We start from the raw sequence: 15,879 nt of genomic DNA, 5'->3' as shown, positions 1-15,879 counted from the left end.
ATGTTGACCGTTAATAAAATTACCAGCTCTGCCGGTGCAGCCAGTTATTATGAAGAAAAGGACAATTACTATTTTAACGGTGCGGATAACACCCAGTGGTATGGTACAGGGGCAAAAATATTAGGCTTAACCGGCGGTGTGAATAAAAACGATTTTTTGCAGGTGCTTGACGGTAAGTTACCCGATGGCAGCGATATGACGCATGTATCAAAAGGCAAAAATACCCATCGTGCCGGTTACGATTTTACCTTTTCTGCGCCAAAAAGCGTTTCCGTACTAGCATTGGTCGTTGAAGATAAAAAGATAGTTGAAGCCCATAAAAATGCCGTAACAAAAGCCCTCAATGAGATAGAACGGATGGCATCGACCCGTACCATGCATCAGGGTGTCAGCACCTTTGAAAACACGGGTAATTTAGTCTCGCCCCTTTTTTTGCATGACACCAGCCGAAACCTTGACCCACAACTCCATACGCATGCGGTGATTGCCAATGTCACACAAAACAAGCAGGGTGAGTGGAAAACGCTATCATCAGACCGTCAAATGGGTCAGGGATTTGTTGAGGTGACCTGGAACAATCAGGTGGCATTAGGGGCGTTATATCGCCAGTTCTTGAAAGAGGAATTAACCGAGCAGGGCTATCAGTTTATTGCCGCCGGTCAAAGCGGCCAGTGGGAAATAAAAGGCGTACCTACCGATATTTTCTCCAGTCGTCGCAAGGAAATCATTGCAGCGGTAGGGGAAAAAGCAACCGCAAAACAAAAAATGGTGGCAACTTTAGATACTCGCCAGAAAAAAGATTTTTCCAATATTGAAACCGTACGTCAGGAATGGAAACAAAAGTTACAAGCAACCGGATTTAATAAAGATGCCATTATCACGAGTTTCGCACAGGCCTATAAAATTCTAGAAATGGCTTAAAAGTAATGATTAATCTGCAAGTTACTGAAATGCATAAATTTAATTAATTTACAATAAGTTATATTTAATTTATAAGGTTTTATCTATTTACATATTATGCTGAATTAAACTTAAAAATAGAGCGTTTTTTTATTGGTGCGAAACTCGTGATTATTAAACCGGTGACCCACCAAAAAATCGACCGTCAGCAACAAATCACACTGCAACAAGCCGTTAAAAATGTCATTCAGTCACTGGAAATTCATCACCACAGATTCACCTATGACAAACTTTTAACACAGGTGATTAATCAATTGCCTTTTGAATCAGGCATGATAAATAGCATAAGAGCCGAAATCGGAACGTTTTTGGATAAGGGGGATTTAATTCCGGTTAATAGAGAAGGTACCGCCTTAACAACTCCCCATCAGCTAAAAGCAGAAAACGCCGTAGCACAGTTAATAACTGGCTTAAACGCCAAAGAAAGTGGATTAACCTCATCGCAAACAAGTCAATTGACAAAAAGCCTGGTAAAAAATAATGCAGCGGTGAATGTTGTCAATCTAAAAGGGGATGCAAATCACCATCTCAGCACGCTTTCCCAGATTCAGACGCTGGCGAAGGAAAATCGACAGCCCCATATTATTGTCGTGCCAAATGTGACGACCAAAAACAATTTAGCTGCCGAGCTTAAAAATGGCATGAATGTGCTGACGTTAAAAGACATCGAACAGAATGAAAAGGTTGTTAAAAAAGCCCTATTAAGCGTCTATCAGTCTGAAAAGATAGGGCTGGATAAGATGAAAACCCTGCTGCAAACCGTAAACCACCACGATGCCACCGCGATTATTTTTGATAGTGGCGTGGGGTCACAGGCAGGATTGACGAAAGCGATTGCTAATAACCTCACTATCCCAACGTTTAATTGTCATCAGGTCAATACCAACAAACAGCTTTATTTTGTCGAAAAAGTGGATAAAAGAGACCGGTCACAACTGGCGGCAAACTATTATTCTCTGTTACACGCCACCAACAAGGAGGCTATCATTCAGACAGGGAGTAATAAACTGAATGCCGAAATAACGCATAAAGTTCGGCAGACGCTAATAGAAAAAGGATTGCTGTCATCGGAATCTGTCACCATCTCAACGCGAAAAGCGGTGTTTCTCGATGCCTCAAACCGTAACAACCGCAATACTTCACGAGTTTCGCCCAGGCCTATAAAATTCTAGAAATGGCTTGAAAGTAATGATTAATCTGCAAGTTACTGAAATGCATAAATTCCCTTAATTTACAATAAGTTATATTTAATTTATAAGGTTTTATCTATTTACATATTATGCTGAATTAAACTTAAAAATAGAGCGTTTTTTTATTGGTGCGAAACTCGTGTACTTATCAGGTCGGTAATCAATTAGAAAAAATAAACGGCGAGCAGAAGGAAGCCTTTTTAATTAAAGACATCGACAAAAAGAGCAACACGCTTGTGTTATCAAATGCTGACGGTCGTTATACCCTGCTTCCTATCAATAAAGTATCAAACCACTATCAGCTGTATAAGACCGAAAACTTAGAGCTGAGGATGGGCGATAAAGTCAAATCAGAGGGGCGATTTGGTGACAATATTCCTGCAGGTAAAGCCTTTACCATCAGCCAGATAAGAAAAGGAAATTTTTTGTTTAGGGATAAAGTCATCCTTGAAGATAATAACGGTAAGACCTTTTCCTTTTCACCGAAAACCGAAGTCCCATTAGCGTACCATTATTGCGAATCGTTAGGAAAGAGCTTATCAAAAACCAAAACAGTAATTGCTATCACCAATGACCGAGAACTCAACGATAGCAAGATTAATCAGATTAAGCTCGGTGGTAAAACGGTCATTGCCATCACCGGACACGATAAAGCCACTATTGATAAAAAAATGGCCTTTAACGATGTAAAAATGGAAACCATCAGTGCAGAAAAAATCGACTTTTATAAGGTAATAAATAACCATACCGCAAAACAAAATCCGCAAGCCGATAGACAAAAAGCCATCGAGATTGCTCTCGATAAAGTAACCGGTTCAAAGGTCTTTTTTAATGGTGCGGCAGCGATTACAAAAGCGGTTCAATTATTACCTCATACGCCCATTGAACAGATTGCCGCTCAGTTTGAAAAACAGTTAAAAAAAGGCGATTTTATCGCTATTGATGGCAGTTTTAACACACTGATGGGAAATTTTATTGAAAAATCAACCTTTGAGAGAGAATCTCTCATACTTAAACAGATTTTAAAAGGCAAAAACACCCAGTTACCCCTAATTAAAGAAAATCAGCCTATTGATACCACCGGACTCACACAAGGACAACAAAAAGCCGCCGAAAAAATCTTACGCTCACCTGACCAGATTATCGCCATTCAGGGGTATGCAGGCGTGGGGAAAACCACCCAGTTTAAAACCGTGGCAAAATCCCTCAAACAGAATAGACCCGACATCACGCTAATGGGACTCGCACCCACCCACAAAGCGGTGGCAGGACTTAAAGAAGCCGGTATACCCTCACAAACCATTGCCAGTTTTCTGAATGAAAATAATACCGAAACCAACTTTAAAAATACCCTGTTTATTATTGATGAAAGCTCAATGATAGGCAATAAAACCTATGCGACCTTATTAAAAACGATTACCGAAAAATCAGGGCGCATTGTGCTTTCTGGTGACCGACAGCAACTTAAGTCTTTCGAAAGTGGCGTACCATTTAAAGTAACGCTAGAGCGCAGTGCCGCAGACACCATAGTGATGCGTGAAATCGTTCGACAAAATCCGGAATTAAAACCGGCAATCGAAGCGGTAATAGCGGGCAACATCAAGCAATCGCTAGCCGTCATTAACAGCATGCCGCCAAATACCGTTACGCGGATAAAAAGTAGCGATACCCCCACCCATTCAGTGGTTGACCTCAAAGGGAAAACGCAGGAGGAAAAAATAGCCACGATTGTAAAAGATTTCACCAGCAGAACAAAAGAAGCACAAAATAACACTCTAATTGTCACTCCATTAAACCGTGACCGAACCGCGATTAATGAAGCGATTCATCAAACTCTTTACCCTGATGACAAGCAAAACTTAACTACCCCCACCTTGCAACGCATTAATCACGCTGCCGCTGACCTTAAAACCGTGGATTTTTGGCAAACAAACACCGGTAACATCGCCAAAATCAATCAAACCTATTATCACATTAATGAAATATCAGCAGATGGCACCCTTTCACTGCAGCAGTCTGACAATCAGCAAGAGCGTTATCTGTCAGTCATGACCCTTAATCCGGATACCATCACATTGTATCAAGCGCAGACGATAACCGTCAGTCCAGGTGAAAAAATCAGGCTAACCGTCACCGATAAAGAACGCATGGCGGCAAACAATGAAGTGGGGATAGTGAAAAAAATTGAAGGAGATAACTTGTTACTTGATTTTAAGGGCAAGATATTAACCTATCAGCCTAATCAGGAAATGAGCGACAGGCATCTCGATTATGCCTATGCTGTTACTGCTTATGCTTCACAGGGCGCCTCCGTGCCTTATGTGATTGTGTATGATGGAGCGAGTGACAACAAAGCGAAACTGGCTGCGCTGGATAATACCTATGTCGAATTCTCACGTAGTAAAGCCCATGTTTAGGTCTACCTCGACGATACCGAGAAATGGATAAAGCACATTGAAACCCATAGCGGTGAGCGTTTTTCAGCCCATGATTTTATCAAACGTCAGGATGACCAATTGGCAGTGAGTGAAAAAACCTTGTGGGAGCAAAGCAAAGTTATCACCCAAACCGCATTAGCGAAAAAAGTAGACCATATAATCGCAGAGGCAGGAAGATTAAGCACCCTCAATAAATCCACTGAAATCTTATTACCGGTCGTCAATGAAAACGGTATTCACCGTGGCAACTACCATTTGCCGGTGGGGATTTATACGGGCAATATTGATTTTGAAAGAGCCAGTTATCAGGGTGCGAAAGAGGGTAAGTACATCATTCTTCAGAAGGGCGATGAAAGTGTCGAACCCAAAACCTATCAGACTGACCAGTTGCCAAGCGCACTACAACAAATAGAAACGCATACTACCATCGTAGTAGAAATTACGCAGGAAACCGCAAAACCCAACGAATTGACAACTACAGTAGAAGAAAGTCTTTCCATTGATATGGAAAAAGCATTAAACATTGACATCAATGAATCCATACTAAAAGATGAAGAGAGTAAACTCCCTGAGAGTACTGATGGCGAAAAATTGATGAATGCCGAGGAATTGTCATTGTCAACCGAAGACAATCTATCGATAGACGAGGTAAACTCCGATAAAGAAACCAAACGGTTAGATAACGATGAGGTCAATATTTTGCACCATGAAGAAAAACAGAAAATTAAAGAAAAAGAGTATGGGGAATAGGGTATAAAAGTAGCCTTTTTTACTTATAGCTATAATTATATATATTAAAAACGGCTAAATTTTTGGCTATTATATAAATAAACTGGATGCAATTAAGCCAAAATAATATAAATTAACTATTGTTATCAACTGATTTCTATCAATATTAAAAGCTGATCTTTTTCATTGTAATAAATTTACTGCAAGCAAAGCGGTAATGTAACGGTATTTGAACTGCAAACTTTATAATTATTATAAAGTTTTTTCTACAGTAGAATCAGGAATTAATCTTATTAGTGAAGATAAATAAGTAAGGAAATTGAGATGTCATTATCAATTAATATCCCCAATAATAATCACTTTATAGAAATTAATGAGTCACGAGTTAAACGACTATTAAGCGGAAACAAAGACTATGCGACTTACATGGGAATTTGGGATAAAATCAAAGATCTTTTTCGTACTGAGAAAAAGTCAGTTGCCATTGAAAGACTTTATGATTTTATTCACAATCATGAGCAAAGCCACGTTGAAGAAGGGGTAGAAAATTCAGACTCTTTTAAGGAGATAATTGATGCTTTTGACAAATTGAAATCCCTATCCAACGAAAATGACAGAAATTTATTTCGCATTGAAAAAAATCATTATAATGGAATAGATTTTCACATTGGTTCTGCTTTAATTAAGTCTCTAGATAATTGTTTACCAAGCTATCATCTGTATAATTTAAATAATAATTCAGAGATAAAAAAGTCAATTAGTGAAGCTGTTCAAAAAGAAATAATACCTAATGAACACAACTCATCTATCCGAAATTTAGTTATAGACATGATTAGACAAGGCAGAAATAGCGGGATAGACGGTAAACTGTTGTCTAATAATACAGTATCGGGTAAAGAAGAAACGACTAAATTAATTAATGCTTTTTATCTCAGCTTAACAAGACCCCAACAGATTGCATTGGTAGAAGTTGGCTCACAAAGTGGATATGCTCATGTTTTTAATGCATTAATATCCATCCCAAATGACTTTTGGAAAAATTTTTCCCCTTTAGGATTATCACCGGCAACCGTCATGTATCATAATTCAAACTCCTCAGATATTACCGTTATTCAAACTGTACGTCGTATACCAATGAATGAAAAATACCAAGAGGCACAATCAGCTTCAACAGAAGTAAATGGAATAGAGGATATGTATCCCGTGATACAAATGGATGTCGCATTTACTATTTCTAGCGATGGAAAAATTAATTGTCCATTATTTCATGTTAGTAATAAAATAACACCGCAACGCTATTCATTACCATAATCTAGATGGGGATAAAATTTTTGAAAATTTCTAAGTGTTAAATTTTTACGTTTTATATTATTTTTTCAGGCTACTTAATAACTGGCCGGACATTAAGAGTATTTCCATTAATCGAAATGACTTCCACTTTAGTACCCGCACTCAGTTCAATGCTACAATAAATACGCCAACTCCCATCTGCAATGCTCACACGACTATAACCATTATGAGTCGGTTCGATTAGCGTTGCTCGTAAGCCTATCATTTGTTGATCCCGTTGATTTAACATCCCTTGCTGTGGTTTACTTATTTTATTTAACCAATACCACCAAACAAATGCAGTAACGACCGTTAAAACTGAGAAAAGCATGCCTTGAAATACCCAACTTAATGGGATAAGCCACACTAAAATCCCAACGATAACAGCAGCAATACCGCTCCATAACAGATAACCGCCTGCACCTAACATTTCAGCTATCAACAGCATGCCACCCAGTGATAGCCAAAACCCGTATGGATTGGCTGCAATCTGTTCAAGCATAGTTATTTCCCTTGTATCCACGAGTTTCGCACCAATAAAAAAACGCTCTATTTTTAAGTTTAATTCAGCATAATATGTAAATAGATAAAACCTTATAAATTAAATATAACTTATTGTAAATTAAGTGAATTTATGCATTTCAGTAACTTGCAGATTAATCATTACTTTTAAGCCATTTCTAGAATTTTATAGGCCTGTGCGAAACTCGTGGTATCTTGAAATTTGGTTATAATAATAGCGATTAGATTTGGCAAGGTGTATGTAATCCGATTGTCCCTGGGGTTTATAGCCCGTAGCAAAGCGAATGATGCATACACTTAGCCACTCATCTGAAACCCGAACAGTTGTCCGTAATTCATAACGTATTTGCAAGGATGGGTAATATGAGTCAGCTAAATCCAATTTGTGTAGGAATTGATGTTTCTAAAGCTTCATTGGATATTGCAGGCACCAATAACATTGAGCAGTTCAGAGTCAGCAATAACCCTGACGGGTTCGATACCATCATTTATCAACTGAAAAAGAACAACATAGCCTTGATTCTGATGGAAGCTACAGGTGGTCTCGAGGCAGCGATTGCATGCGCTCTTCAGGCTGAAGGTTTTGATGTTGCCGTTATCAATCCCAGGCAAGCCAGAGACTTTGCTCGATCCATGGGCTATCTGGCAAAGACTGATAGAATAGATGCCAGAGTTTTAGCTCAGATGGCTGATGTCATTAACCGCCATCCTGAGCGGTCACGTTTTATCCAGGCTATTCCTGATGCAGAGCGTCAGATTCTTGCTGCTATGGTGGTGCGCAGACGCCAGCTGATTGCAATGCTTGTAGCTGAAAGAAACCGGATGCATCCATCTCACCCGCAAAACAGAAAAAGCATCAGTAACATCATCAATGCACTAGAAAATGAACTTAAACGGATTGACGAGGATATGCATAAGCATATTACGGATCATTTCAACGAGCTTGCAGAGCGGCTAAGTACTATCAAAGGCATTGGTATGATGACTGCTGCTACATTGCTGGCAGAAGTCCCTGAGTTAGGGAAACTCTCGCGCAGGGAGATCAGTGCACTGGTTGGGGTAGCTCCTGTTAATAGAGACTCGGGAACCATGCGTGGCCGACGAACCATTTTTGGCGGTCGGGCCGGAGTTCGAACCTCTTTGTACATGGCTGCACTGGTTGCAACTCGTTTCAATCCGGTGATAAAAGCATTTTACACACGGCTGGTTGCAGCAGGAAAAGCCAAAAAAGTGGCGCTGGTTGCCTGTATGCGCAAACTGCTGACTATCCTGAATGCGATTCTCAGAAAGAACCAAGAATGGGATGAGTCGTATCATAACGTTGCTCCATAAATATACTGTTCAAGACAGTTGCTTTGGTGATAAGCGGAAACACTTTCACGAGTGCCAAGGCTGCCGGAACCAACAGCCAAAAACCGTCAGTCGTTTTATTGAGAAAGTTAATCAGCTTGGCAAATGCACCCACGACTCGACCAATGAAGCCAATCACAGGCTGCAACCCTTTCAACACAAAATTAAAAATCGGCGCAAGGGTGGCAAACACTTTTTCTGCAATCTGTTGCAGTTGCAGTAAGACACTGGCGAACGTGCGCCGGAAAATTTCCGATTGCGCTAAATCGTCTTGGGTTAATGCACGACCTTCTGCGACTTTTTGCTCAAGCGCTGTCCACTCTTCACGGGTTTTGCCGATGGCATCAACCATTTCATAGGAAAGTCCAACTTGCTCAGCAAGTGCGGTTCTTACGCCTTTGTCCTGTATGTTGTTTAACGCGCTGCCCGTTTCACGCAACAGGACGCTGGTATCCCTGATTTTGCCGTTGCTGTCCTTAAACGCCACGCGGAGCTTTTTGAACACCTGACTTGCGGTATCACCGTCGCTATTAATCGCCCGTTGGAACTCTTTGACGCCATCGGATAATTCATCAAAACTTACGCCAACTTCCTGTGCGCCTTCTCTTAACACCTGAAAACTTTTTGCGTCAATGCCAGTTTGTCGAACCGCTTTGTTAAAGCTATTAATCTGCTCCCCTGCACTCATAATTGCCGTGAGAGTAAATGCTCCTGTGATAATGCCTTTAAATTCGCTGAGCTTTTCGCCCAATTTTCCGAGTTTACTTTCGGTTTTTTTTGCCTCTTTGCCGAGGTCATCAACAGAATCACTGGCTTTATGCACGTCTTTTGCCGTACGGGTACTTTTTGTGCCAAGCTGGTCAACTTTTGCGGTGACGGTGGTGAATTTCCCCGTCACACCGCTTAATTGTTGAGATAATTTATCAAGTGCAGAAATTAACGTATCAAGCACGCCCGCATTGGCATTAACGCCAATATCCAGGCTTAACTTTTATTCACTCATTCGTCACCTCTTTTGCTTCACTTCGTCGTGCTGTTTCCACTCAATCGCCCCCGTGATAAAGGCGTGTTCGGCAGTTTTCAGATAGAAGAACATGTCATCATCGCGCAACGCCATAAGCTCACCCACTGAGCCGTAACCTGCCTTAACCAGTGAAAAAAGCAGTTTGTCGTGCTCATTGAGTGAGGATTTTCTAACGTACTGTCGCCAGCTATTAGGATAACGAGGCGTAAAGGTCAGCTCGCCGTTAATGCCGATAAAAAAGGGGCAGCGTAGAGGTGTAATACCGTTAGCGTTAAGGGAATGAAAAGCTCAGGTTTTTCATCAAAAAAGTTTGGCAATTTGCTAATGCTCATACCCTCGTGGGTGATTTGGTTGTAAAGCTGCCTCAGATTGCCGTCACTATGAGTTGAAAGTGTCGCGGCAATTCGTTTTGATTGCCCCAAGTCCTCGACAATTTCCAGCGCTTTCAACCGTAAATGATGATTGAAATTGCCAATCTGAAATTCGTTACCTTGCACCTTAAACGTTTTGTTTTTGGTGATATCGACAATATCATCTTGCGATAGCCCCGTAAGGCTGCCTAATCCTTGTTCTGTCATGATTTTTTCTCGTTAAATAGAACGAGTGAAATCCCGAAATTGCAGTTTGTAGGTCATTTCAGCATTGTGGTCAGTATTGGCAAAGGTAAATTGTGGCTGGTCTGTGATACTCCCGCCTGTAAACGTAAAGGTTTCTGTTTTGGCTTTACCGTCGATCTTGTACAACGTGCTCACCGAAGCATTGAGCAACGTCACTTCACCACTGCCTTGTAGCGAGGATAACCAGACATCATCGGCACTTCCCCTTAAAACATGAAACTCAAGCTCGGAAACTTTGGCATCCGTGCGCTTTGCCACACTGACGGAACCACCGGAGCCGTTAAAACGGCTGGTATCGGGATTGGGGAAAGTGATTTGCACGGTGGTTCCCGCGACGAAATCACTTAAGATTCGACCGCCTAGAATGACGGTTGTTGCATCCACATCATAGGAAATTTGCGCCATGTTTCGCCTCTAGTAATTAAAGTTGATGATAATATCTGCCCGATTGTCAACGATCACCGAAAACTGATCCACTTTTTAGCTAAATACGATCAATCAAAATTGATCCACTGTTTTACTCGGTTATTGCTCCTGATCGCCGCTTATCTTTCAATCGATAGCTTTCACCGCTCAATTGCAGTACATGCGAATGATGAAGTAAACGATCAAGCATAGCGGCGGTTAATGTTGCGTCATCAGCAAAAGCACCAGGCCATTGTCCAAATGATAAGTTACTCGTCAATATGACACTGCCATGCTCATAACGCTTGGCAATCACATTGAAAAATAGGTTTGCTTCCTCTCGCCCAAATGGCAGGTATCCAATCTCATCTATGATCAACAACTTCGGGGCCATTACCGAACGTGATAGATATTGTTTGAGCTTATTTTGTCGTTTAGCAGTTGAGAGTTGCAACATCAGTTCAGCCGCTGTTGTAAAGCGAGTTTTCTTCCTGGCCTGTACTGCTTTTAATCCTAATCCAATAGCTAAATGCGTTTTGCCTACACCGCTTGGGCCAAGCAACACGACATTTTCATTACGTTCAATAAAAGTTAATGCACTTAATTCTTGTATTTGTTGCTTAGGAACACCCGTTGCAAACTTAAAATCGAACGAACTAAGTTCTTTGTGCGTTGGGAATCCTGCCATCCGACTAAAGAGATGGCGAGTTCGTTCATCTCGTTGTTGTTGCTCACATTTTAATAGGGACAATAAAAACTCTCCGTAGCTTTTGTCTTGGGCAATGCACTGTTGGGCAAGTGATGACCAATGAGTCGGAACAGAATTTAATTTCAATGACTCACACAGGTGTTCAATTTGTTCATGCAATAACATGTTCACCTCCCAGCAATGCTTCATATACGCTGATTGAGTGTTGCAAATTGACAGATTCAAGCGGCGGTACGATACGGATATTAAGCGCATTAGTCTGCGGGATAGATTGGCAAATCCTTGTTGGCAAAGGAAGAAGATACTTAATTTCCTTAGCTAATCTATCTGCTGGCTTCTCTAACGTTGTTCCATGAATCCGCTGATGAGCGACTCGTTGTAACCAGGGCCCCACTTTTGCATTGGCTATCTCCATGTCCAGTTCAAGATTATGAGCACGAAGGTCGGTATTTAATGGTACGATAAAGCTGTTTTTTAAGTAGTGGTTAAAGCGCTCTACTTTACCTTTTGTTTTTGCCCTGTAGGGCTTACAAGCACTCAATTTAAATCCGTAATCTTTCGACATCTGAAGCATTTCGACATTTAATTTATGTTCACCTTCTGCATAAGCATCCCGTTCGATGATGAGAGCTTTTGCGTTATCACACCATACTTCCTGTGGTACACCACCAAAATAGTCGAAAGCGTCTTTTAAACCTTGTTGCCAGGATTCTGCTCGCTCATTATCAAAGAATTTTACATAACTCGCACGCGAGTAGCCGAGCGTTGCAACAAACGCTTTTAGGGGTTGTTTTCCTCGCCGGATGGTGGTGAAGTCGATTTGCATTTGTTGACCTGGCTGTGTTTCAAAACGGACGACAGCTTCGGGAACGATGCTTGGTTTAAATTGACAAACAAATCGGCGTAATTGAGCAATACCGCCTTGATAACCTCTTTCAACTACCTCATCAAATAAGACTGTTGCAGGGATCCAATCAGGTTTAGCCAGTTCAATTCGATGAAGCAAATAAGGTTTAAAGGGTGCTAATTTAGTCGGTTGTTGACTTCTTTTAGCATAAGTTGGCATTGTCTGTTGTTGTAAATGATGTTTTACGGTGTTACGGGATATGCCCAATTCACGGGCAATTTTTCGAAGGCTTTGTCCTTGTGCAACGCGAACATGAATATCCACAAATATCTCCTTGGTTAACATAAATTACCCGTACAAAAATGTACGAATAATACCAAGTGGATCAGTTTTAGATGATCGTTAGTGGATCAGTTTTGCATGATCGCTGACACGATGAAATGCCCCGGCATTTTTTACCGCTTGCTGGATAGCGGGTGATTTGCGGTTTATGCGGTCAACCTGTGATTGTTCGGCTAACAGATTGGCATAAGTGAAATACCCTTTACTCTCAATTGACCGCTTAAACTGCTCTACATCGCCGAAGGTATCGGGTGATGTCCATTCTCCGGCAGCAAAAACGCTAGCTCGCACAAATCTCGCTGCCACCTGATTGATGCAATCAACCAGTAAGTCCACCCCTTTTCCAGTCTGCGGAATTTTGGTTGCAGTCGCTTTCATTAAATTAAAGGTATCGACCTGTACCTGATTGACATAGGCTTTCAGGTTATAAACATTATCGACAAATTCGTTGGTATTTGAGCACATCACCACCGGACGGTCTTTGATTAACGTGTAAATATCGATACCCACGGATGACGCACTGTCTACCTCGGTTTGGCTATAGCTTTCTGGCTCACAGGCGAGTTCTTTTAAGTGAATCGTCATCGCACTATTTTCAGCGCTGAAATCGACCACATGCACTCTTGCCATGTAGGAAACCGCCAAGGCTTTCTGATTGCGCTTTGAAAAAAGCAGCCGGAAATATTCTTGCCCTTTCTTGCTCACTTGCCACGCCAAGCCTTTTGTCGTGAGATTATCCGAATGAGAAACCACCTGATAGCCTAGTATCTTGTTGGCTTGACTGTAGCTCGCCAGTTTTAAAATCTGGTCATTGGTCAACTCATCAATAAAACAATACCCACAACCCGAAGACGCAGCTACCACATTGGCGATTGCCTCATCGGGAGATTGTGATGGCAAAGTTTGAGGCGGTGTCGCTTTGGTTAAGGTAGCGCTATCACCCAGTCCTAGCAGATTACCCACAAACGTCCCTGTCCCAGTTGGGCTAGCGTTGGCTAACCCTTTTTCTGACACCATCAAACGCTTATCAAGGTATACAAAGGTAGATTTTCCGTTGGTAGGCAGATTGTTGTTGTCGGGCTGATTTTCAGCAGATGGGTAGCCGTCTGGCAACGCCCGATTGAGGGGATTAATCACATCATTGAAAGTGACCGCGTCACCAAAGTTGAGATTTTCAAGTGTCAATTTGCCGAGCTTCATACTGCCGTCTTCAATTTGACGCAGCGTTTTAAGTAGCGCGTTGCTGTCAATTTCTGAGCCTGTCAGCGTGTCAAATTCCACCGCGGGCAGCGTTAAATCGGTTTTCCGGTAATGCCCGATAATCAGATTGCCTCCGGAGCCTATCGGATTGGGGGACGTGCCAAAAAAAGCAGTGGCCATCTGGTAGGTTTTCGAGGTAATGCCAAAATCGGCTTTGACCCCTGCGATATTTTTGTAGGTGGCATAAATCGTTTTGCCGTCAAAAATCGTGCCCGTTTCACTGGTCATCATGATGACGTGGTTGATATTGTCGTAATTTGCGCCTCGCTGCTCTTTGAGTAGCTGCACATTGACAACATTTTCAATGTCGATGCCAAGATTATTGCTCATGCTGTGAACCTTTTTCGTTGGAAAGTTGGAAAGTAAGATGGTTGATTGACGGTGTTGAGACGTTGATATAATCCGATACATAGGTGTTAATCGAAAACATCACGCGCTCTCGATACTGGCTACCTGTCGTAAAGTGCAAATCACGCACGCCCGTTGGCGCAGATAAGCTAATCGTGTGCTTCCACTGCTGCTCAAAGCCTTTTTGTGTTCTAAGCAACCGCAAGAGAATTTGCGCCCGTTCACGAGTTTCGCACCAATAAAAAAACGCTCTATTTTTAAGTTTAATTCAGCATAATATGTAAATAGATAAAACCTTATAAATTAAATATAACTTATTGTAAATTAAGTGAATTTATGCATTTCAGTAACTTGCAGATTAATCATTACTTTTAAGCCATTTCTAGAATTTTATAGGCCTGTGCGAAACTCGTGCCGTTGCAATGCTTGCTTTCCCCAGACATTCACGTCAAAGAGGATTTTCTCGTGCTGGCTGTATTCCATCACCTCAACGTTTCGGCGGTATGTTTCGCTAAAGCCTTTCACTTCACTGTTGCCAGATTGCTCAATGCTGATAACAGGCGCATTAAAATCCTGATTCGCCAGATTTGAACGTCCGATAAATATTGTGTTTTCCGCAACCTCTAGCGTATCTCGAATCACCATTGCCAGCCTTTGGATCGGTGGTTGGTAGTTTTTGTGGTGTAAATTGCTATTTTTCATAAATAACCTTTAAAGGCTCTTTTAAAAGCACTATAATAAGCATTAATTAATCAGGAGATATAAAATATGACTTATGAAATATTAACGAGTACGGCTGCAAGCATTACCGATTTAAAACGCAATCCAATGGGTACAGTCGCTGAAGCAGAAGGAAATGCAGTGGCTATCCTTAACCGAAATGAACCTGCTTTTTACTGCGTTCCACCTAATTTGTATGCTTATTTTCAAGAATTGGCAGAAGATGCCGAGCTTAACCGTATTGCTGATGAACGTATAAAAAACCCTGAGTTTGTGAGCGTCACTCTTGATGAGATATAGTATTGAATTTGAAAAACGCGCACTGAAAGAATGGAAAAAATTAGGTCATCCAATACGTGAGCAATTTAAGAAAAAGTTAGTTAAAGTTCTGGAAAATCCGCATATAAAATCTGCACAATTACACGGACATCAATATCGGTACAAAATCAAACTAAAATCATCTGGATATCGATTAGTTTATGAAGTAAATGATAATAAACTTTTATTACTCGTTATTGCTGTGGGAATAAGAGCTAATAACGAAGTGTATCAGCTAGCAAGTAAACGTTAATTGACGGTTAGTAACCGATTTGTTAACTCACTATCTTTCACTTCCTCAAAGACATAGCGTACATAGCCATAGTCGCTATAGTCTTTGCGGTTAATTGATTTGAATATTTTCCCCTTGTAATCCAAGTAAACACCGAGCAAATCCGCATATTGCGGTTGTACATGCACCGTGAAATACGCCAGTGACCAGTCCAGACTATCCTTGTTAATTGCCTCATCGGAAAGACTACTAATCACCCCATCAATCGATTTTCGTGTTATCGCAAAATCCGGTTTAAAATCTTTCGTGGTGATCACTTCCGTGATGAAGGTTAACGGTTGCGAAAATCGGCGGATGGTTCTTGCCATATTGGGCAGTCTCATTTTTTCACCACCTGATAGGTTATCGAGTTTGCTAAATTACCCGAAACTCTCAATAATTTAGCGGCGTCATTATTGGTATATTTCACGAGTTTCGCACGGGCATATAAAATTCTAGAAATGGCTTCAGAACAATAATTAATCTGTAACTTGCTAAGA

Annotated in this window: 18 protein-coding genes; 8 read left to right on the top strand and 10 right to left on the bottom strand. The window is 41.2% G+C overall.

Annotated features, from left to right (window positions below; genetic code table 11):
• The 5 genes from mobF to V3224_RS21770 all read left to right on the top strand — a co-directional run bounded on the left by mobF (position 1) and on the right by V3224_RS21770 (position 6,628).
• Entirely contained in the window at positions 1-921 is a 921-nt protein-coding gene (gene mobF / locus V3224_RS21790) for a MobF family relaxase (RefSeq protein WP_334472640.1), read from the top strand.
• A gap of 146 nt (positions 922-1,067) precedes the next feature.
• Positions 1,068-2,132, top strand: coding sequence for a hypothetical protein (locus V3224_RS21785; protein ID WP_334472639.1), 1,065 nt, complete (start codon positions 1,068-1,070; stop codon positions 2,130-2,132).
• 146 nt (positions 2,133-2,278) lie between these two features.
• On the top strand, positions 2,279-4,567 hold the full coding sequence (locus V3224_RS21780; RefSeq protein WP_334472638.1) for an AAA family ATPase: 2,289 nt from the start codon (positions 2,279-2,281) through the stop codon (positions 4,565-4,567).
• 27 nt (positions 4,568-4,594) lie between these two features.
• Positions 4,595-5,338 carry a conjugative transfer relaxase/helicase TraI domain-containing protein gene (locus V3224_RS21775; RefSeq protein WP_334472774.1) on the top strand — a complete coding sequence of 248 codons (744 nt, stop codon included), beginning with the start codon at positions 4,595-4,597 and terminating at the stop codon, positions 5,336-5,338.
• 303 nt (positions 5,339-5,641) lie between these two features.
• Positions 5,642-6,628 carry a hypothetical protein gene (locus V3224_RS21770; protein ID WP_334472637.1) on the top strand — a complete coding sequence of 329 codons (987 nt, stop codon included), beginning with the start codon at positions 5,642-5,644 and terminating at the stop codon, positions 6,626-6,628.
• Positions 6,629-6,698: 70 nt separating this feature from the next.
• On the opposite strand, the gene V3224_RS21765 is transcribed toward V3224_RS21770, so the two are convergent.
• Complete coding sequence (locus tag V3224_RS21765; RefSeq protein WP_334472636.1) at positions 6,699-7,148, bottom strand: NfeD family protein; 450 nt, start codon at positions 7,146-7,148, stop codon at positions 6,699-6,701.
• A gap of 383 nt (positions 7,149-7,531) precedes the next feature.
• On the opposite strand from V3224_RS21765, the gene V3224_RS21760 reads away from it, so the two are divergent.
• Positions 7,532-8,500 carry an IS110 family transposase gene (locus V3224_RS21760; RefSeq protein WP_032115191.1) on the top strand — a complete coding sequence of 323 codons (969 nt, stop codon included), beginning with the start codon at positions 7,532-7,534 and terminating at the stop codon, positions 8,498-8,500.
• On the opposite strand, the gene V3224_RS21755 is transcribed toward V3224_RS21760, so the two are convergent.
• The 8 genes from V3224_RS21755 to V3224_RS21720 form a co-directional block, all read right to left on the bottom strand.
• A complete protein-coding gene (locus V3224_RS21755) occupies positions 8,451-9,470 on the bottom strand; it encodes a hypothetical protein (RefSeq protein ID WP_334472520.1) in 1,020 nt (339 codons plus the stop codon). The two genes, V3224_RS21760 and V3224_RS21755, sit on opposite strands and share 50 nt — an antisense overlap.
• Before the next feature lie 284 nt (positions 9,471-9,754).
• Positions 9,755-10,120, bottom strand: a complete 366-nt coding sequence (locus V3224_RS21750) for a hypothetical protein (RefSeq protein ID WP_334472521.1) — start codon at positions 10,118-10,120, stop codon at positions 9,755-9,757.
• Between the two features lie 12 nt (positions 10,121-10,132).
• The gene (locus V3224_RS21745) at positions 10,133-10,564 is read right to left on the bottom strand and encodes a hypothetical protein (RefSeq protein WP_334472522.1); all 432 of its coding nucleotides are present in this window, start codon (positions 10,562-10,564) and stop codon (positions 10,133-10,135) included.
• A gap of 112 nt (positions 10,565-10,676) precedes the next feature.
• The gene (istB, locus tag V3224_RS21740) at positions 10,677-11,438 is read right to left on the bottom strand and encodes an IS21-like element helper ATPase IstB (RefSeq protein WP_334472635.1); all 762 of its coding nucleotides are present in this window, start codon (positions 11,436-11,438) and stop codon (positions 10,677-10,679) included.
• Positions 11,425-12,465 carry an IS21 family transposase gene (istA, locus tag V3224_RS21735; RefSeq protein WP_334472634.1) on the bottom strand — a complete coding sequence of 347 codons (1,041 nt, stop codon included), beginning with the start codon at positions 12,463-12,465 and terminating at the stop codon, positions 11,425-11,427. Before istA ends, istB begins: the two co-directional genes overlap by 14 nt.
• Positions 12,466-12,522: 57 nt before the next feature.
• A complete protein-coding gene (locus V3224_RS21730) occupies positions 12,523-14,052 on the bottom strand; it encodes a DUF3383 family protein (RefSeq protein ID WP_334472633.1) in 1,530 nt (509 codons plus the stop codon).
• Complete coding sequence (locus V3224_RS21725) at positions 14,042-14,338, bottom strand: phage neck terminator protein (RefSeq protein ID WP_442890880.1); 297 nt, start codon at positions 14,336-14,338, stop codon at positions 14,042-14,044. The genes V3224_RS21730 and V3224_RS21725 overlap by 11 nt, the downstream gene beginning before the upstream one ends.
• 122 nt (positions 14,339-14,460) lie before the next feature.
• Positions 14,461-14,772: a hypothetical protein gene (locus V3224_RS21720; RefSeq protein ID WP_334472631.1), complete on the bottom strand. Its 312-nt coding sequence runs from the start codon at positions 14,770-14,772 to the stop codon at positions 14,461-14,463.
• Positions 14,773-14,838: 66 nt separating this feature from the next.
• On the opposite strand from V3224_RS21720, the gene V3224_RS21715 reads away from it, so the two are divergent.
• Positions 14,839-15,090 (top strand): type II toxin-antitoxin system Phd/YefM family antitoxin, encoded by a 252-nt coding sequence (locus tag V3224_RS21715; RefSeq protein ID WP_334472630.1) that lies wholly within the window; start codon positions 14,839-14,841, stop codon positions 15,088-15,090.
• Positions 15,080-15,361 carry a type II toxin-antitoxin system RelE family toxin gene (locus V3224_RS21710; protein WP_334472773.1) on the top strand — a complete coding sequence of 94 codons (282 nt, stop codon included), beginning with the start codon at positions 15,080-15,082 and terminating at the stop codon, positions 15,359-15,361. The genes V3224_RS21715 and V3224_RS21710 overlap by 11 nt, the downstream gene beginning before the upstream one ends.
• Here the strand turns inward: V3224_RS21710 and V3224_RS21705 are convergent.
• Positions 15,358-15,723 carry a hypothetical protein gene (locus V3224_RS21705; protein WP_334472629.1) on the bottom strand — a complete coding sequence of 122 codons (366 nt, stop codon included), beginning with the start codon at positions 15,721-15,723 and terminating at the stop codon, positions 15,358-15,360. The two genes, V3224_RS21710 and V3224_RS21705, sit on opposite strands and share 4 nt — an antisense overlap.
• Between the last annotated feature and the right edge of the window lie 156 nt (positions 15,724-15,879).

It is taken from the genome of Arsenophonus sp. PmNCSU2021_1, assembly GCF_036919435.1.
Lineage (GTDB): Bacteria > Pseudomonadota > Gammaproteobacteria > Enterobacterales > Enterobacteriaceae > Arsenophonus > Arsenophonus nilaparvatae.
The sequence above is the reverse complement of the archived record's forward strand: the minus strand, read 5'-3'. Positions and strand labels throughout refer to the sequence as shown.